Annotated in this window: 16 protein-coding genes; 6 read left to right on the top strand and 10 right to left on the bottom strand. The window is 63.2% G+C overall.

Translation table 11 applies throughout. From position 1 onward, the window contains the following. Positions 1 to 39: 39 nt before the first annotated feature. Both H6A60_RS02105 and H6A60_RS02100 read left to right on the top strand, forming a co-directional pair. Positions 40 to 1,641 (top strand): ABC transporter permease, encoded by a 1,602-nt coding sequence (locus H6A60_RS02105; RefSeq protein ID WP_205101771.1) that lies wholly within the window; start codon positions 40 to 42, stop codon positions 1,639 to 1,641. A gap of 1,067 nt (positions 1,642 to 2,708) precedes the next feature. After that, on the top strand, positions 2,709 to 4,658 hold the full coding sequence (locus tag H6A60_RS02100; protein ID WP_239477529.1) for a dipeptide ABC transporter ATP-binding protein: 1,950 nt from the start codon (positions 2,709 to 2,711) through the stop codon (positions 4,656 to 4,658). Positions 4,659 to 4,677: 19 nt separating this feature from the next. On the opposite strand, the gene ruvB is transcribed toward H6A60_RS02100, so the two are convergent. The 4 genes from ruvB to ffh form a co-directional block, all read right to left on the bottom strand. After that, complete coding sequence (ruvB, locus tag H6A60_RS02095) at positions 4,678 to 5,727, bottom strand: Holliday junction branch migration DNA helicase RuvB (RefSeq protein WP_205101770.1); 1,050 nt, start codon at positions 5,725 to 5,727, stop codon at positions 4,678 to 4,680. Positions 5,728 to 5,919: 192 nt separating this feature from the next. Next, positions 5,920 to 6,495 carry a Holliday junction branch migration protein RuvA gene (gene ruvA / locus H6A60_RS02090; protein WP_205101769.1) on the bottom strand — a complete coding sequence of 192 codons (576 nt, stop codon included), beginning with the start codon at positions 6,493 to 6,495 and terminating at the stop codon, positions 5,920 to 5,922. After that, entirely contained in the window at positions 6,492 to 7,136 is a 645-nt protein-coding gene (gene ruvC / locus H6A60_RS02085; protein WP_205101768.1) for a crossover junction endodeoxyribonuclease RuvC, read from the bottom strand. The genes ruvA and ruvC overlap by 4 nt, the downstream gene beginning before the upstream one ends. 8 nt (positions 7,137 to 7,144) lie before the next feature. After that, the gene (gene ffh / locus H6A60_RS02080; protein ID WP_205101767.1) at positions 7,145 to 8,557 is read right to left on the bottom strand and encodes a signal recognition particle protein; all 1,413 of its coding nucleotides are present in this window, start codon (positions 8,555 to 8,557) and stop codon (positions 7,145 to 7,147) included. 330 nt (positions 8,558 to 8,887) lie between these two features. Between ffh and H6A60_RS02075 the strand changes: the two genes are divergently transcribed. The 4 genes from H6A60_RS02075 to H6A60_RS02060 all read left to right on the top strand — a co-directional run bounded on the left by H6A60_RS02075 (position 8,888) and on the right by H6A60_RS02060 (position 11,463). After that, on the top strand, positions 8,888 to 9,694 hold the full coding sequence (locus tag H6A60_RS02075; RefSeq protein WP_205101766.1) for a cytochrome C assembly family protein: 807 nt from the start codon (positions 8,888 to 8,890) through the stop codon (positions 9,692 to 9,694). Positions 9,695 to 9,701: 7 nt separating this feature from the next. Continuing rightward, complete coding sequence (locus H6A60_RS02070) at positions 9,702 to 9,983, top strand: PP0621 family protein (RefSeq protein WP_205101765.1); 282 nt, start codon at positions 9,702 to 9,704, stop codon at positions 9,981 to 9,983. A 5-nt stretch (positions 9,984 to 9,988) separates the two neighbouring features. Beyond that, positions 9,989 to 10,666 (top strand): 1,6-anhydro-N-acetylmuramyl-L-alanine amidase AmpD, encoded by a 678-nt coding sequence (ampD, locus tag H6A60_RS02065; protein WP_239477528.1) that lies wholly within the window; start codon positions 9,989 to 9,991, stop codon positions 10,664 to 10,666. Positions 10,667 to 10,911: 245 nt separating this feature from the next. Beyond that, a complete protein-coding gene (locus H6A60_RS02060) occupies positions 10,912 to 11,463 on the top strand; it encodes a YggT family protein (protein WP_239477527.1) in 552 nt (183 codons plus the stop codon). Between the two features lie 177 nt (positions 11,464 to 11,640). Here H6A60_RS02060 and H6A60_RS02055 read toward each other — a convergent pair whose 3' ends face one another. From H6A60_RS02055 to H6A60_RS02030, 6 genes are all read right to left on the bottom strand, one after another. After that, positions 11,641 to 12,657, bottom strand: coding sequence for a carbohydrate kinase family protein (locus H6A60_RS02055; protein WP_205101764.1), 1,017 nt, complete (start codon positions 12,655 to 12,657; stop codon positions 11,641 to 11,643). Positions 12,658 to 12,835: 178 nt separating this feature from the next. After that, positions 12,836 to 13,687: a zinc-ribbon and DUF3426 domain-containing protein gene (locus tag H6A60_RS02050; protein ID WP_205101763.1), complete on the bottom strand. Its 852-nt coding sequence runs from the start codon at positions 13,685 to 13,687 to the stop codon at positions 12,836 to 12,838. A gap of 30 nt (positions 13,688 to 13,717) precedes the next feature. Continuing rightward, positions 13,718 to 14,629, bottom strand: coding sequence for a 50S ribosomal protein L11 methyltransferase (prmA, locus tag H6A60_RS02045; protein ID WP_205101762.1), 912 nt, complete (start codon positions 14,627 to 14,629; stop codon positions 13,718 to 13,720). A gap of 219 nt (positions 14,630 to 14,848) precedes the next feature. Continuing rightward, positions 14,849 to 16,210 (bottom strand): acetyl-CoA carboxylase biotin carboxylase subunit, encoded by a 1,362-nt coding sequence (gene accC / locus H6A60_RS02040; protein WP_205101761.1) that lies wholly within the window; start codon positions 16,208 to 16,210, stop codon positions 14,849 to 14,851. Between the two features lie 17 nt (positions 16,211 to 16,227). Then, positions 16,228 to 16,701, bottom strand: a complete 474-nt coding sequence (gene accB, locus H6A60_RS02035; protein ID WP_205101760.1) for an acetyl-CoA carboxylase biotin carboxyl carrier protein — start codon at positions 16,699 to 16,701, stop codon at positions 16,228 to 16,230. Between the two features lie 432 nt (positions 16,702 to 17,133). After that, complete coding sequence (locus H6A60_RS02030) at positions 17,134 to 17,826, bottom strand: hypothetical protein (protein WP_205101759.1); 693 nt, start codon at positions 17,824 to 17,826, stop codon at positions 17,134 to 17,136. Positions 17,827 to 17,908: the final 82 nt, after the last annotated feature.

Here is a 17,908-nt window from a genome sequence, read left to right as displayed (position 1 = left end):
CAAGAAGCGACCCAACCAGAACACATTTCAGCCAGCAGCATGCAGTTTGTCTTTCTCCCGACCGATGCCGTCCTCTGGGCGATTCTTCTCGCGCTCTTTTTCGCCGTGCGCCACGTGCGGCGCACGCCCGAGCTCTCGCGCAAGTGGGCAATCGTCTTCTCGCGCCCGAGCGCAAACGCCTCTGCCGCGATTCTCGCCTTCCTGCTTTTGGTCGCAGGCCTCGATTCGATTCACTACCGTGAGGCGCTGCCGCAAACGCAGACCGCGTCGGGCGTGCCGACCGTGCAAGCTTATTCGCCTGTCGTCAAGTCCGCGCTCGACGCGTTCGTGCTCGACCGACTGAAGGCAGCAGGCACCGAGCGAAGCTATTCCGCACCCTTTGCACTCAAGGAGTTCGATAAGTCGACCGCGATCGTCGAGGGCGTCGCCAAGCGCGACTATCAGCCTTTGAAGCACGCCGGCAAGCGCATCGGTCCGCACTCGAATCGCGCGATGTCGATCGCGAAGTACACGCTCATTGCAGCGATCGCGGGCGGCGTGACGGCCTTTGCCGCCTGGCTCGTGACGGCGGCGGTGGTGGCGCGGCGGCGCGGCAAGACGTCGTTTCTCGACGGGCTTGCGCTCCTAGGCAACGCCGACGGGACGTTCCCGTGGCGGCCGGCGATGCTGACGGGAAGTCTCATCTGGATGCTCGTCACCTGGGTGATGCTCCTTTGGCCCGACTGGCACATTTTCGGCACCGATGCCGTTGGCAACGACGTGCTCTACGAGGCGCTCAAAAGCATTCGCACGGCCGTTGTGATCGGCACGCTCGCCACACTCGCGACGCTGCCCTTTGCCCTTACGCTCGGTATCGCCGCGGGGTACTTCAAGGGCAAGGTCGACGACGCGATTCAGTACCTCTATACGACGATCTCCTCGATTCCGAGCGTGCTGCTTATCGCGGCGTCGGTTCTCATGGTGACGGTGTTCTTGGACGAGCATCCCGACCTCTACCAGACGAGTCTTGAGCGCGCGGATCTGAAGCTCATGCTGCTCGCCGTCATCATCGGCATGACGGGGTGGGCGACGCTTGCGCGACTGTTGCGCGCAGAAACGATGAAGGTCTCGACGCTCGACTTTGTGACGGCTGCGCGCGCGCTCGGCGTCTCGCACGCGACGATCATGCGCCGGCACGTGCTCCCGAATGTGCTCCACATTGTCCTCATCGTGACCGTGCTCGACTTTTCGGGCATCGTTCTCTACGAGGCGGTGCTTTCGTACGTAGGCGTCGGTGTCGACCCGTCGATGCACTCCTTCGGCACGATGATCAATGCGGCGAGAAGCGAACTCTCCCGTTCGCCCATGGTGTGGTGGAACCTTGCCGCGAGCTTCCTCTTCCTGCTCGCGATCGTGCTGCCGGCGAATCTCTTCGCGGCCGCCGTGCGCGATGCGTTCGATCCGCGCGTTGTCGCGCGTTCGGGTGCCGCTGCCGCCTCGCTTCGAAAGACCGTCTCCCCCGCGCTCGGGGCGGACGACGCGCTGCCGGGGGCTGCACCGGACGCAGAAGCCCGGGTCGAGAAGCATGCCGGCGAACCCGCTGCGCCAAGTCGATCGAAAGCGAGGTCGTCTGCGCGCAGCGGTAAGCGCAGAGCAAGGTAATTCAAGTCGGTTTCGGATACTAGCCGCCTCGGTTTGAGGCGGCTTTTTTTATCGAAAAACAAGGAATCCCTAGTGCGGCAGCTGAAATTAGCCGTTTCCTCTGACGGCATTCGAAGGTGCGAAAAGCCTTTGTTTTTACCTTTAATCCGATAACTTTCTTAGTGCTGCAGGGAAACTTATGGAAGCGCGAGAAACTCTCAAGGCTGCCGGAATCGGGCGGTCGGATCGTAGAAAAAGCGGGCAGAGCAGAAGATCTAATTTAGAGCAGTTTCACTTCAGAAAACATCTGATTCGCAGTGAAACTTGTCGAAGTAATCACCCACCATTTTGATGCTAAAACGAGGGAGACGCACTCGGTCTGAAGGTGGCAAAGCAGAGAAAAACGCTTTCTGCGCCAAAGGAAGCCGTTTTTGAGCGGTGATTCTTGTTATTCCCTGAGCCACAGGGAAACTTAATGGTCGATTTTCAGAAAAAAGCGCGGCAGATGGGTAAGAATAGGCATCTCTAAACAGAAGGCTGAACATGGCCGCAATGACAGCTCGAGAAGTCCCTTGTCTGGGTGTTATATTCTTAACTACGCTAGTGCTACAGGGAGATGCAGGCTGCGCGACAATTGCGCAGGCTTTGACCGATATAGTGGGCGACTCTCGGCTGCAGATCACTTGAGCTTAAGGGAGCTCAAGCGCCAAAATAAAATAATTTTCCGTAAGTAATTCTCTAAGCGCCAAGGAAACTTGACGGAGTGACCACTCTTCAGGCGCTCTCTGAAGGCAGGCGAGACAACTTTGATTCAACGGCGTCTTGGGTTCGAAAAAGACCTTGAAGAGATCCTGCAGAGCGAAGGCGGCTATTTTTGTTGCTTAAATCTTGCAACGCCTAGTATTGCAGGGAAAGTTAATGATCGATCCTTTGAAAACCGCGCGATAGAATCGCAATCGTTCGGTGTTTACGAAAGGAGTCGGCTAGTTCGCCAGCAACGAATCGGATAATGGAAAATAGGCGGGTTGCGCTTGTGAGGCGCAGTCCCAAGCGCTTGTCGGAGAGAGCGAGCACCCGTGAGGAAGGAAATGGAAAAAAGCGCGGCAAAGAAGAGTGACGGCATGCAGTCCGATCGGGTCAATCGAGCGTCTCGCAGGGCGGCACTCGACGAGCCCGTTCTTAGCGTGCGGGATCTCACCGTTGAGATTGCGACGCCCGAAGGTGCGATCGAACCCGTTCGCAGCGTGTCGTTCGATTTGAAGCGCGGCGAAGCGATGGCGCTTGTCGGCGAATCGGGCTGCGGCAAGAGCTTGACCGCCATGGCGCTTATGCGGCTATTGCCCGAAAACGCGCGGATTCGCCGCGGCGAGGTGCGTCTTTTAGGCCGCGAACTTCTCTCGCTCTCCGAGCGCGATATGGCACCCGTTCGCGGTGCGGGGATCGCCGTTATCTTTCAGGAGCCCGCAACGAGCTTCAATCCCGTCATGACGGTGGGCGAGCAGATCGTCGAAATGATTCGGGCGCACGAGCGGATTTCGCATGCGAAGGCGCGCGAAGAGGCGGTGCGCTGGCTTGAACGCACGGGCGTGCCCGAACCCGAGCGGCGCTTTTCGAGTTACCCCCATGAGCTTTCGGGCGGGCTCAAGCAGCGCGCGATGATTGCAATGGCGCTCGCCGCAAAGCCTGCCGTCGTGATTGCGGACGAGCCGACGACGGCGCTCGACGTGACGGTGCAGGCGCAGATTCTTGAGCTTCTGAAGTCGCTGCGCGAAAAAGAGCAGCTCACGCTCCTTCTCATTACGCACGACCTGGCGCTGCTGCCGGGAACGGTTGACCGCGTGGCGCTTATGTATGCGGGCGAAATTGTCGAAAGCGCGCCCACCGACGCTTTCCTTCGCTCGCCCAAGCACCCCTACGGGGCGGCGCTCGTTCGGGCGGTGCCGAAATGTCCGAAGGCGGGTGAAGCCGCTTCGGGCGGCGGGCGCCCCAAGCGCCTCCATGCGCTCGAGGGCACCGTGCCGAAGGTCGGTCCGGGGTACGTCGGCTGCGCTTTTGCGAGCCGCTGCAGCGAGCGGCGGCCGCTTTGCGGCACGCGCTCGCCCGAACTCGCACTCGTTTCGGACGACGCCGCTGCGGCGCACTTTGTGCGGTGCTTCGCCAGTCCGGCCGCTGCCCGCGTTCCGACGATCGACACCGACCTAGCGAGTGCCGAGCATTCGAGTGCGCCTCAGACGGACGTTCGAAAGGGCTCTCAGCCGATTTTCTCGGCCGAGAATCTGCGCGTGCGGGTGCCCGTGCGCGGGTTTTTCTCTCGAACGCCCGAAAAGACGCTGATTGAAGGGGTGTCCTTTGAACTCGCACGCGGCGAGACGCTCGCGCTTGTCGGCGAATCCGGCAGCGGCAAAACGACCTCCGCGATGGCGGCACTGGGACTCCTGCCCGCGCATTTGTCGCTCGAAGGCACAGTGACGCTCGAGGGCGAATCGTTCGCCGCGTCTGCGCCCCGCGGGCGGCCGTTTCGCAAAGCCGTGCAGATCGTCTTTCAGGATCCCTTCTCTTCGCTAGACCCGCGCATGACGGTCGAGACGCTTTTGAGCGAACCCTTTGAGGCGCTTATGCCTTCGATTTCGGGGGCGCAGCGGCTCGCACGCATGAAGGCGCTTCTCGAGGAAACGGGGCTTCCCGCCTCGGCGCTCAAGCGCTACCCGCACGAATTTTCCGGCGGACAGCGCCAGCGCATCGCGATTGCCCGCGCGCTCGCGGCGGAACCCAAGGTGATTGTCTGCGACGAACCCACGTCCGCGCTCGACGTTTCGGTACAGGCGCAGATTCTGAATCTGCTGATGCGCTTGAAGGACGAGCGCGGCCTCAGTTACCTTCTCATCACGCACAACTTCGGCGTTGTCGCTTTTGCGGCCGACCGCATCGCCGTCATGAAAGACGGGCGGATCGTCGAAACGGGCGCGGCGCGCGACGTGCTCGCGCACCCGCAGACGCCCTACGCACAGACGCTTCTCGCGAGCGTGCCGCGGCTCTGAGGCGCGTGAGCTCCTCGCCTCAGAGTCCCGAAAAGAGCGAACCGTTCAAGTTTTGCGCCGCGGGCGGCGTGAGTTCAAAGTGCTGCCAGGCCAAGGGCGCGGCGACGCGCCCGCGCGGGGTACGCTGCAGGAATCCCTGCTGAATCAGATAGGGTTCGACCACGTCTTCGAGCGTGTCGCGATCTTCGCCGATCGCAGCGGCGAGGTTGTCGATCCCGACGGGGCCGCCCGAGAATTTTTCGAGAATCGTGAGGAGGAATCGTCGGTCGATCTGGTCGAGTCCGACGGGGTCGACGTCAAGCATGCGAAGTGCGTTGGCGGCGACTTCGCGCGTGATGCGCCCGTCGTGCTTGACTTCGGCATAGTCGCGTACGCGGCGCAGAAGGCGGTTTGCCACACGCGGCGTGCCGCGGCTGCGGTGCGCGATTTCGGCTGCGCCGTCGCTGTCGATCGCTACGCCCAAAAGGCGAGACGAGCGTCGAACGATCGTGACGAGTTCGTCGGGCGTATAAAACTGGAGCTGATTGACGATCCCGAATCGCGCACGAAGCGGGTTCGTGAGCGAACCCGCGCGCGTCGTTGCGCCGATGAGCGTAAAGGGCGGCAGATCGAGCTTGATCGAGCGGGCCGCGGGGCCCTCGCCGATCATGATGTCAATCTGATAGTCCTCGAGCGCGGGGTAGAGAATTTCTTCAACGACGGGCGAGAGTCGATGGATTTCGTCGATGAAGAGGACGTCGTTCTTCTCGAGATTCGTCAGAATCGCGGCCAGGTCCCCCGGGCGCTCAAGCACCGGGCCCGAGGTCTGGCGCAGATTCACGCCCATTTCGGCGGCGACGATGTGCGCGAGCGTCGTTTTACCGAGTCCGGGCGGGCCGAAAAGGAGCAGGTGGTCGAGCGGCTCGCCGCGGCGCTTGGCGGCTTCAATGAAGATGTGAAGCTGCTCGCGCACGGCGCGCTGCCCGACATAGTCGGCAAGACGCGTCGGGCGCAGCGCTCGGTCGATGTTCTCTTCGTTGGGACTCGCGGCCGCACCGCCGACAAGCCGGGTTTCGTTCTCAATCGTCATTTCAGCCTTTCGAGAGGGCGTCCGCTTTCAGAGCGTCCGTCGGTGCGCGTCAAGGGGACGACGCGCGGGGATTCGGTGGTTTCCTGAGCGCTGTTGCTTCCGGAAGCCGTGCGAAGAAAGGATAGCGAATCGGGCGGCGGGCGGCGTCGTTGATGCGCCAAAGAAGCGCTTCGCGCACCGACACGTCGCGCTTTAGCGCGCGAGCGCTTTGAGTGCGAGTCGAATCCCTTCGGAGACGCCGACGTCCGCGGGGAGCGTCTTCACGGCGCTCATCGCTTCGCGCTCGGAATAGCCGAGCGCGCCGAGCGCGCTCACGATATCGGCGCGCGAAGCGCCTTCGGCGCTCGAGAGACCCGCGAAGGCGGCGCCCTTGAGTTTGCCCTTCAATTCCAGGATCAGGCGCTCGGCCGTTTTCTTGCCGATGCCGGGAATGCGCGTGAGCAGTCCCGCTTCGCCCGCTTCAACGGCGCCCGCAAGCTGCTCGACCGTGAGGCCCGAGAGAACGGCGAGCGCGATGCGCGGACCGACGCCCGAGATGCGGATGAGCGCGCGGAAGGCTTCCCGTTCGGCAGCGGTGGCAAACCCGTAGAGAAGCATCGCGTCCTCGCGCACGACAAAGTGCGTGAGAAGCGTCACTTCCGCACCCGCTTCCGGAAGGTTGCAGAAGGTCGACATCGGGACATCGACTTCGTAGCCGACGCCCGAGACGTCAAGCAGAATGGCGGGCGGCGCTTTTTCAAGCAGCGTACCCTTGAGGCGGCCGATCATGGCGTATTTCCTTTCTTTTCGATCAGGTGCGTCCAGGCGGCGCGTGCACCGCGCCCCGTCGCGCCGCGACGGGCGGTCGCGTAGGCGCGGGAGGTTTCGCCCGACTTTTCGATCGCGCGAAGCCGCAGCATGTTTGCGCACGAAATGGCGCAGGCAAGCGAGTCGGCTTCGTCGGTGCGCGGGAGCGCTTCGAGCGCGAGGAGGCGCTTGACCATCGTCTGGACCATGAGCTTGTCGGCCGTACCCGTCCCGGTGACGGCCTGCTTGATTTCGCTCGGCGTGAATTCTTCGACGCGAAGTCCTTCGAGCGCAGCGGCGGCAATCGCCGCGCCGCGCGCCTGGCCGAGCCGCAGCGTGCTCTGCGGGTTGACGTTCACGAAAACGCGCTCGATGGCACAGAGGTCGGGCGAATAAGTGCGCGCAACGAGCGACACTTCGCGCGCGATGTAGGCAAGGCGCTCGCCGAGTTCACCCGCCGGCGGGTCGATAACGCCGGACGCAACGCGCGCGAGGCGCGAGCCCGAGACTTCGACGACGCCCCAGCCCGTGTGGTTGAGCCCGGGATCCAGCCCGAGAATGCGAAGCGCGCGCGGACTCTCCGGCCGCGCGCAGCACTTCGCTTCCTGAAGTCGGTCGGTCACGACCGCGCTCAGCGCTTCATGCCGGGGAACCCGGGGAAGCCGCCGCCGAGGCCGGGGAAGCCCCCGCCCGTAAGGCCGCCGAACATGCGCATCATGCGCGAGAGGCCGCCCTTTTTCATCATCTTCATCATGTCCTGCATCTGCTCGAACTGCTTGAGGAGGCGGTTGACCTCCTGCACGGGCACGCCCGCGCCGGCGGCAATGCGCTTCTTGCGACTCGCCTTGATGAGTTCGGGCTTGCGGCGCTCGAGCGGCGTCATCGAGTCGATGATGCCGAGCGTGCGGCGAAGGTTCTTCTTGACATCGTCGTCGCTCACCTTGCTCGCGGCCTGCTGGAACTGCGCGGGGAGCTTGTCGAGGATCGAGGAGAAGTCGCCCATGCCGTTCATCTGCGCGAGCTGCGCGCGGAAGTCGGAGAGGTCGAAACGGTTGCCCGACTTGATCTTTTCGGCGAGCTTCTGGGCCTGCTCGATGTCGATCGACTTCGTGACGTCCTTGACGAGGCCGACGATGTCGCCCATGCCGAGGATGCGCGAAGCCATGGCTTCGGGGTCGAAAGGTTCAAAACCCGTGAGCTTTTCGGCCGTACCCATGAACTTGATGGGCTTGCCGGTGACGTGGCGAACGGAGAGCGCCGCACCCCCGCGGCTGTCGCCGTCGGCCTTCGTGAGAATGATGCCCGTGAGCGGGAGCTTCTCGTTGAAGGCGCGCGCCGTATTGACCGCGTCCTGACCGAGCATCGCGTCGATCACGAAGAGCGTTTCGGCGGGCTTCAGATAGCTGTTGAGCTCAGCGACTTCGTTCATCATCGCTTCGTCGATCGCGAGGCGCCCCGCCGTGTCGACGATAAGCACGTCGTAGAAGCGTCGGCGCGCTTCGGCAACCGCGGCGGCAGCGATGTCGATCGGCTTTTCGCCCGTCGTGCTCGGGAACCACGTGGCGCCAGCCTGTTCGGTAACGGTGCGAAGCTGCTCGATAGCGGCCGGACGGTACACGTCGCACGAGACCGTGAGCACCTTCTTTTTCATCGTTTCGACGATGTGCTTGGCGAGCTTGCCGGCGGTCGTTGTTTTACCGGCACCCTGCAGACCCGCAAGGAGAATCACAGCGGGCGGCTGCACGCGCAGGTTGAGCGAGCGTTCCTCGGGCGAGAGGTCGCCGCCGATGATCGCGGTGAGTTCTTCCTGCACGACGCCCACCAAGGCCTGTCCCGGGTTGAGGCTGCCGACAACCTCGACGCCCATGGCCTTTTCTTTAATGCGCGCGAGCACCTCGCGCACGACGGGCAGCGCCACGTCGGCTTCAAGAAGCGCAAGACGCACTTCTCGGAGCATGTCCTTCGTATTGGATTCGGTAAGACGCGCCTGACCGCGCATCGTCTTCACGATTTTGGAAAGGCGCTGGCTAAGTGAATCGAGCATGAAAAGTATCCGGGACGAATGGAATTGCAGTTGGAAGAGGAGCCGTGCGCGACAGGGCGCCGCGCGCCGAGCATAGCTTCGGGCGGGTGCACGCGTTTCAGCGTCCGCTAAGCCCTCGAGCTTATAAAATGAGTTTTGCCGACCGCTTTTTTGCGGTCGCCGGCGCGCGCGATGCGCGGCGCGGGCGGCTTCTGGAAGCGGCGCAAACATCGCATTTTAAAAGGAACCGGCCGAATCTGCAGAGCCCGCGGCGGGCTTGGGCGACGGACCCTGCGGCTGCGCCTTCGCTATAGGGCGCGCCGCTCCATCAATACGCATCGGACAAGCACCATGACTTCGCTCACCATTACCACCGCGATCGCGGCGCTTCTTTACATGGCCTCGGGCATCGGCATCGTAGCGGCCATGAAGGGCGGCAGGGACGCCAAGGCGTCGAGTCTTCTGCGCTGGCCCGTGTTGCTCGGGCTCGTGCTTCACGGCTACGCCATTCAGGGCGAAATGTTCCAGGTTTCGGCCGTGCATTTCGGTTTCGGGTACTGCGTCTCGGTGATGTGCTTCTTTGCCGTGGCAACGCTCTTCATTGAGACCATGGTGCACCGCATTCACGGCCAGTTCGGCGTGATTCTGATTGCGGCGGCCTTCGGCGCGCTCTTCCCGACGGTCTTCCCGGGCGCGCCCATTGCGGCGGCCGAGTGGACGACGCTCTTTCGCTGGCACCTGCTCTTTGCGATTGCCGCCTATAGCTTCATGATGATCGCGCTCGTGCACGCCGTGCTGATGGGGCTGCAGAATCGCTACCTCAAAACGAGCGTCGAGCAGCCGAAGTTCCTAGACTCCATGCCGGGCCTCGTCGTGATGGAGCGCATTTTCTTCCGCATCGTTGCGGTGGGGTTCCTCTTCATGACGGCCGTGCTCGTGCTCGGCGCCTTTGCGACCGAAGAGGCTTACGGGGTCTTCTTCCGCTTTGACCACAAGATGATCCTTACGTGGATCGCCTGGGTGCTCTTTGGGATTCTCCTCGTCGGCCGCCGTTATGCGGGCTGGCGCGCGAAGACCGCGCTTCGCTGGTTCTGGGCCGGGTTCGTCGTCTTTGTGATCGCGTACCTCGGCTACAGCTTCATTCTCGAAGTCTTCTAAAGCCTCTATGAGCCGCATTCTTTTCTTTCTCGGGATCATCGTCGTCATCGCGGTTTCCTGGGCGATCTCGCGCCGGCGAAACCGCCTCTCCAACGAAGAGCGCGTTGAGCTCGAAGCCTTTCGCAAGGCCGAGCGCGAGCGCGGCCGCAAGACGCCGCAGGCGATCGGCGAAGCCATGGAGAAGTGCGAGCACTGCGGCGTCTTCTTCCCGCGTCGGGAAGCCGTTCGAAGCGGCACGCACGTCTACTGCTCGGCGCGCTGCCGCGACGCCGCGCAGGGCGACGCGTAACGGTCATGGCGGCCGAAATGTCGGTTTGGGACGAGTCCGGCATTGTGCCGAGCGCTCTCGACAAAGCCTCCGGCGAGCAACGTTCGGGGCGATTCCCAGCGTTTGTGCAGCGCTATTCGCCGCATTTTGATGCGCGTCCCGCGGGAGAAACCGTTTCGCTCGCGGTGCTCCACTTCATTTCGCTGCCGGCAGGCGACTTCTCGGGTGAGGACGTCGAGCGCCTCTTCCTCGGCACGCTCGACGCTTCGCGGCCGGGCTACGAGAGCCTGGCGGGCCTACGCGTCTCATCGCACTTCTTTATCCGCCGCACGGGTGAGGTGCGCCAGTACGTCGACGTTTTCGATCGTGCCTGGCACGCGGGACTCTCGAACTTTCGCGGGCGCGACGCCTGCAACGACTTTTCCGTCGGGATCGAACTTGAAGGCACGGAGGCCGTGCCTTTCGAAGACGCGCAGTACGAGGCGCTTGAAGCGCTTTTGCGCCTTCTTTCGGCGCACTTGCCGATTCGCTGGGTAACCGGGCACGAATTCATTGCGCCCGGGCGCAAAATCGATCCGGGCCCGTATTTCGACTGGGCGCGCGTGCGCGCATTTCTCCCTGAAGGCGTGGCGCTCGCCATTGCGCCCGAAGACTGCGACCGCGAAATGATCGAGCGTCGCAGGCGTCTGCTCGAGCGGCAGTAGACGCTTTGACGTCAGGACGCCCTTCGCGTGCTAAGAGCCACGCGTTTGCGTTTCGATTGCCTGCAATTTGCACGCCCAAGATCGCCTGCGGCAGGGATGGCCTTCGGTTATATTTTCAGGCGATCCGGTGCGGCGAAAGCTTCAAGAAAAAAGCGTCAGGCATCAGCACCGGGCGGCCGCACGCGCGTCGTGCGTTCCGTTTCGTACATTGCTCATTACCCTTTTTCTTCTGGAGTCGGGAATTCATGCTGACAGCGCTTCTTCAATTCGTTTTCGGCGTCGTCACCTCCATTCTCGGGGCGCTCCTCATTCTGCGCGCCTGGCTTTACTACTGGGCGCTCTCTCCGCGTCACCCGCTCGTTGAACTCGCTCGCCGCACGACCGACTGGCTCGTCGTGCCGCTCGGTAAGCTCATGCGCCCCAAGCGCGGCTGGGACTGGCCGTCCCTGGTGGGCGCGCTCGTCGTGGCGTTCGTGTCGGTGCTCCTGCACCGCGTGATCGGCGGGCTCCCGGCAACGCCCGTCGGTCTTTTGATCGCGCCCTTTGCCATGATGGCGCGCTGGGTGCTTGAAATGATTTCCTGGGGCGCCATCATCTGGGCGGTGATTTCTTGTGTGAGCCCGCAGAACCCCATGGGCTACACGATCGAGATGCTGCTGCGACCGTTCCTCACGCCCATTCGCCGCATTCTGCCGACCTTCGGGCGCATCGATCTGAGTCCGCTCGTACTCATCGTGATCGCCAATGCGCTTTTGATCGTCGTCGTGCCGTTCTCGCGCGGCTTCGTACTGCTCTGAGGTTCGGGAGCGGTGAATTTGGGGGCGGCGATTGAAATTCGCCGCAAGAATTTGCGCGGGCGCGCAGCCCGTGCAGATCGATATCGAGGGTCGTCCGCAAACGGGCGGCCCTTTTTTTGCTTTGTTGCCTCGGGCGTTACGGGGCGCCAAAGCGCGAGCGCGGCGGCCGTTTCTCGATCAGAAGGGTGCCTCACCCCAAAGCGACGCGTAGGTCCGGCGAACGTCGGCCAATGTTGTTACGTAGTTCTGTACGCCCGAGGCGTTCACTTTGATAGCGCCCATGATCGAGGCGATGCGTGCCGAGACGACGGGGCCGAGCCCCGAGGTAAGACCGAATAGAAGACCGCCGCGGTAGGCGTCGCCCGCGCCGACGGGGTCGCGTGCTGCGCCGCCCGGCACGGGCGCGGCTGGGACGGCGACGGGCGCCTGGGCGTTCGCGAGCCACACCGAAGAGCCGCGCGCGCCGTGCGTGTGAAAGACGATCTTGCCGAGCTTGGCGATCGCTTCGGGCGAGAGCCCAGAGGCGCGTTCAATGAGTTCGGCTTCGTAGTCGGAGAAGGCGACCGCGTACGCGCGCTCGATAAAGCGGCGCAGCTCCTCGCCCGAGAAGAGCGGTGCGGCCTGACCCACGTCGAAAATGTAGGGAATGCCGCGCTCGACGCAGATCTCCGCATGGCAGCCCATGGCGATTTTGCCGCCCGGGGAGAGCATCGCGAGCGTGACGGGGCCGAGGTCTTCGAGTTCGGCAAGCGCTTGGGCGCCGGTGCGCACCCGGCCGTCTGCGCCCGTTGCGGTGTCGATCTCGGGAAACGGTACTTCCTGCGTGCGATCCATCGCGCCGCCGTGGAACGTCGTGAGCTGATTGCCCGACGCGTCCGTCGTAATGAAGGCCTGCGGCATCCAACTGTCGTCGAGCACCTTGAGGCCGAAGGTGGAGATGCCGAGCGTCTCAAGGTGCTTCATATAGGGGGCGGCATCTTTGCCCATGGCGCTCCAAAGGAGCGGCTTGCCGCCCAAACACTTGAGCGCATAAGCGACGTTGGCGGCGCAGCCGCCGAACTCTCGGCGCATGGCGCTTGCCGGGAACGTGAGGTTGAGGTGCGCAATCGCTTCCGCGTGCAGTGAATCGGCGAATCGCCCGTCGAAGGAAAGGATGGTGTCGTAGGCGATGGAGCCCGAAATGAGAACGCTCATATTCGTTCGGCGAGTGAGAGGATGCGGTTTGCTTGGAGGAGGCGCACCGCAAGTGTGGCGCGCCGGGAAGTTCAGGTGCTTGTCGAGGGTGTGCCCGTCAACAAACGCGAAGCGCCGCGCGGGCGCTTCGGGGCTCGCTGCGGCGCTCGAAAGCATTCAGGCGGGATGAGCCCGAGCGTTATTGCAGCTCGACGGGGGAAACCGAAGCGCCTGCCGCGTCGTAGGGGAGCGGTGTTTCGACATGCACGAGCACGTCGACCGTTTCGCCGGCGGGAAGCACGGCGGGCTGTGTCGCAATGCCGTATTCGGCGGGCTCGAGAATCCGCTGCACGATGGTGTCGCCCGCAGGGTCGAGGATCTTGAGTTCGATGATCGGCATGCGCTGCGGGTGCGCGGAGGTGTTGCGCAGTGTGATGCGAACGTCCGGGCGCTTGAGATCGGCGGTTTCGCCGAGCACGACTTCGGCTGTGCCTTCAAAGGCCTTGGGCTGCGCCCAAACGAAGCCCGGGCACGGCGCCTGCGTGCAGACCTTTTCATAGACGGGCCGCAGATAGGGGACGCTCTTCAGAATCGGCTCGTGGAAGTAGAGCGCGGCGCACACCCCGATGGCAAGAAGTGCCGCGATGCCAAAGAGCACGGCGAAAAAGCGTCCGATGGCGCTCCCCGACTTGGTCGGGCGCACTTCGGGCATATCGGCGGGCGGCTCGGCGTGCAGCCCCTTGGCTGCCGCAGCGGCCTCCGGAGCGGCGCCCCCCTCGAAGGACGACATGTCGGCCGCAATCTTCGTCATGAGCGCCTCGCCCTCGCGCGCCTGCGCCGCTTCACGAGCGCGGCGGGCTTCTTCACGGGCGAGCTGCGCCTCGCGCTCGGCGATGCGCGCTTTGAGCTTTTCATCGTCGACTTCGGCCGTTTCGGCCTTGTCGGTCGAGAAGACCGTGCCGCACTGGCCGCAGCGGCAGCGGGCTGGAAGCGTTTCGCCCGTAAGGCGCCAAAGCGCGCCGCAGGCGGGACAGCGAAGGATTTTGGCCATGACGAAGATCTCCTTCTCGATCGAATGTCTTTAGTTGTGCGTAGCGGCAGCCTTGCGGCCGGCAATGCAGACCCAGTCGCCTTCGGTACGCCAAAGTTCGAGCGCGATTGTCGGATCGATCGTTCGGTAATGCGCGATGATCTCGTCGGCCTGCTTGGCGAGGATGCCGGAAAGGACGAGCGCACCTTCGGGCTTGACTCGCGCGCAGAGCGCGGGCGCGAGAAGCTTCAGGGGGTTGGCGAGGATGTTGGCCACAACGATTTCGAACGTGCCATCGCGCATCGCTTCGGGAAGCACGAATTCGGCTTCGGTTTCGTTCTGTTCGGCATTGAGCTTCGCGGCTTCAACGGCCTGCGGGTCGATGTCGGTGCCGATCACGGACTTCGCGCCCACCTTCTTTGCAGCAATAGCGAGAATGCCCGTGCCGCAGCCATAGTCGAGCACGTTGTCTTCAGGCTTGACGTTCGCGTCGAGCCACTGCAGGCAGAGGTGCGTCGTCGGGTGCGAGCCCGTGCCGAAGGCAACGCCCGGGTCGAGACGAACGTTGACGGCTTCGGGGTCGGGGAGTTCACACCAGGTGGGCACGATCCAGAGACGGTCGGAGACGCGCGTGGGTTCGAACATCGCCTGCGTGACGCGCACCCAGTCCTGGTCGACCACCGTTTCGCTCGAAAGCACTTCGGGCGCTTCGGTCGAGAGCGACGCGGCCGCTACCGAAAGGACGGTCTTGATGTCGAAGTCGTCGTCGGCGAGTACCGAGATCACGGAGCGCGGCCACGCACGGTTTTCGGGCTCCATTCCGGGTTCGCCGTAAAGGGGCTGTTCGTCGGGACGGTCGGCGTCGGCGTCTTCGATCGCGGCGGAAAAGGCCCCCGCGTCGAGCAGCATGTCGGAAAGCGCCTCGGCGCTGCGTTCGTCGGCAAGAAGTTTGAATTCGCGCATGTTTTTGTCGGTCGTTTCCGAATCTTTGGCGCTCGCGCGGGCCGGCGTTGCAGCACGGTGCACGGTGGCGTCGAAGCACTCGAAAAGAACGAAAAAGTAGAAATCGGACGGCTTGCGGCGGAAAAGGGCGCGGGCGCCCGGGCCGAAAGCGTGAACAATCGAAAGCAGAAAAAAAGCGGAGGCTTTTCGTCAAGCCTCCGCTTGGAGAGTTTAGCCGCTTCAGGCGACGCCTGAGGCCGAACGCGCCCTCAGTTTTTCCTCAAGATAATGGATGCTCGTGCCGCCGCGGGCGAACCGTTCGTCCGCGAGCAGCATTCTGTGAAGCTTCACATTGGTCTTGATGCCTTCGGCAGCAAATTCGGAGAGCGCCACGCGCATGCGGGCGATCGCCTGATCGCGCGTGTCGCCGTGCGCGATGATCTTGCCGATCATGCTGTCGTAGTATGGCGGGACGCTGTAGCCAGCAAAGACGTGCGTGTCGATGCGGATGCCGGGGCCGCCCGGCAGGTGCCAGCCCGTGACCTTGCCCGGGCAGGGCACGAACGTGAACGGGTCTTCGGCGTTGATGCGGCACTCGATCGCATGGCCGCGGATCTGAATGTCGCGCTGCTTGTAGCGAAGACGTTCGCCCGCGGCGATGCGGATCTGTTCGCACACGATGTCGACGCCCGTGATGAGTTCGGAGACGGGGTGCTCGACCTGCACGCGCGTGTTCATTTCGATGAAGTAGAACTCGCCGTTTTCGTAGAGGAACTCGAACGTACCGGCGCCGCGGTAGCCGATGCGCTTACACGCGTCGACGCAGCGGCTGCCGAGCTTGTCGATCAGCTTGCGGGGAATGCCGTAGGCAGGCGCTTCTTCGAGAACTTTCTGGTTGCGGCGCTGCATCGAGCAGTCGCGCTCGCCGAGGTAGATCGCGTTCTGGAAGTTGTCGGAAAGAACCTGAATCTCGATGTGGCGCGGATTCTCAAGGAACTTTTCCATGTACACGGTCGGGTTGCCGAAAGCAACGCGCGCTTCTTCGCGCGTCATGCTCACCGAGGTGAGGAGCGCGGCTTCCGTGCGAACGACGCGCATGCCGCGGCCGCCGCCACCGCCCGCGGCCTTGATGATGATCGGGTAGCCGATCTTGCGCGCGATGCTGATGATCTCTTCGGGGTCGTCGGGGAGCGCACCGTCGGAGCCGGGCACGCAGGGCACGCCCGCGGCCTTCATGGCCTGCTTGGCGCTCACTTTGTCGCCCATGAGGCGAATGCTTTCGGCGCGCGGGCCGATGAAGGCAAAGCCCGACTTTTCAACGCGCTCGGCGAAGTCGGCGTTTTCCGAGAGGAATCCGTAACCGGGGTGAATCGCCTCGGCGTCGGTCACTTCCGCTGCCGAAATGATGGCCGGGATGTTGAGGTACGAGAGATTGGACTGCGCGGGGCCGATGCAGACGCTTTCGTCGGCAAGACGCACGTACTTGGCGTCGGCGTCGGCCGTCGAATGCACGGCCACCGTCTTGATGCCCATTTCACGGCAGGCGCGCTGAATGCGCAGCGCGATTTCGCCGCGATTGGCGATAAGAATCTTTCCGAACATGTTCGATCGCGAGTTGGTTACTCAAGGTAGACGAGCGGCTGGCCGAATTCGACGGGCTGACCGTTTTCGGCGGCAAAAGCCTTCACGACGCCGTCCTGATCCGCTTCGACTTCGTTGAGGAGCTTCATCGCTTCGATAATGCCGATCACCTGACCCTTCTTGACCGTGTCGCCGACTTCAATGAAGGGTGCGGCGCCCGGGCTCGGCGCACGGTAGAACGTACCCACCATCGGGCTCGTGATCGCGGGGCCGGCGTTGTCGGCGGCAGGGGCGGCAGCCGCAGGCTGTGCGGCGGGTGCCGGCGCCGATTGAGCGGGCGTAACGGGAACGGGAGCAGGCGTCGCGACCGTCACCAGGTTCTGGACGGGCTGCGCGGCGGCGCTCGTGCGGTTGACGATGCGCACGCGGTCTTCACCTTCAGTGATTTCGAGTTCGGCCACGCCGCTTTCGCTGACGAGGTCGATAAGGGTCTTGAGTTTACGCAGATCCATGGCTGGTTCTTGAAAAGGTATGTTGTCTTCAGGGGGACCGCATTTCATCGAAACGCGGCACGAACGGCAAAAAGCGGCAAGTCCGCGCCCGATCGGGGTACGGCTTCCGCGTCGATTGCCCGCACGGCGCGTCGAGGCCGTGAAAGTGCGGCATTTCGGTCGCTACGTGCGGTAAAACCGTTCATTTTTCGCAATTCTGCGCACTTGAGCGGGCGTTGTCAAAGGGCGAGCCCGGCGGGGCGTGCCAAAACGCGCCTCAAAAGTCGGCTTCTTCAGCCAAACGGACGATAACTTGTTCGATTTGTAATCGAGCTTGATTGAAGCGGGCGCAGGATTCGCAATGAGTTTATCGATCGGGATTTTCTGTGGGATGCCTCGAAGTGGCTAATCCTTCCGCTCAGTCGGCCTCAAACGCCTTTTTGAGGTACTCGATCAGTCGTCCGAGGCTGCGAGAAGTGCCTCGAGCATGCTTCGATCGACAGCGCCGGACGCTTCGAGTTCGCTCTGGTAGGCATCGGGCGAAACGGGCTTCGGAAGCGGCATCGGACGGTCGGGGACGCGGATCAGGACCGGTTCGCCGCCCGCGTGGACAAGGAGCGTCGTCATCGCGCCGCGGGCACGCCGCGCGTAGGCGGTGGGATAGGGCGCATCGAACACCTCGGGTTCGAACCCGGCATTGAGAAGCGCAAGCGAAACAGTCTTGTCGTCGAGCGGTTCGCCCGAGGCAAGCGAGAGGGCGACAAGCTCGACGGCGGAGCGCGCCGTCGCGCTGCCTTCGAGCACATGACCGACAAGCCGCAGCTCGAGGCCGCTCGCTCGAGCGGCGGCAAGCATGACAAAGCGGGCGGCCTCTCGCTTTTCGCGCAAGAGCTTCGCGTGCGCTTCGGGCGCAAAGAGCGCGAAGCGCGCTCTGAGCGCATGTGCGATCGCTTCGCTCTTGAGTTCGCAGCCGAAGTGGCGGCGCGCTTCTTCCTGGGCGGTTTTCCAAGCGGCGCCTTCTTCGGCAATGCGCCTAGCGGCGTAATCCGCGGCGGCAGCGGCCGTTCGGTCGACGGGAAAGCCTGCTGTCGGGCGTTGCGCGGCCAGTGCGGCGGGAGAATCGAAGTCGTCGGGCATAAAGCGCATCTCTACTGTTCGTTAAGACTGGTTCCGGCTAGTTCCGGGCGAGAAAAGGTAGCGCACCAGTGCTACAGGGCGTCTTCGCGCA

The sequence above is a fragment of the Sutterella massiliensis genome, assembly GCF_016899755.1.
GTDB classification, from domain to species: Bacteria; Pseudomonadota; Gammaproteobacteria; order Burkholderiales; family Burkholderiaceae_F; genus Sutterella; species Sutterella massiliensis.
Note: the sequence above shows the minus strand (reverse complement) of the source record. Positions and strands in the feature narration are given on the sequence as shown.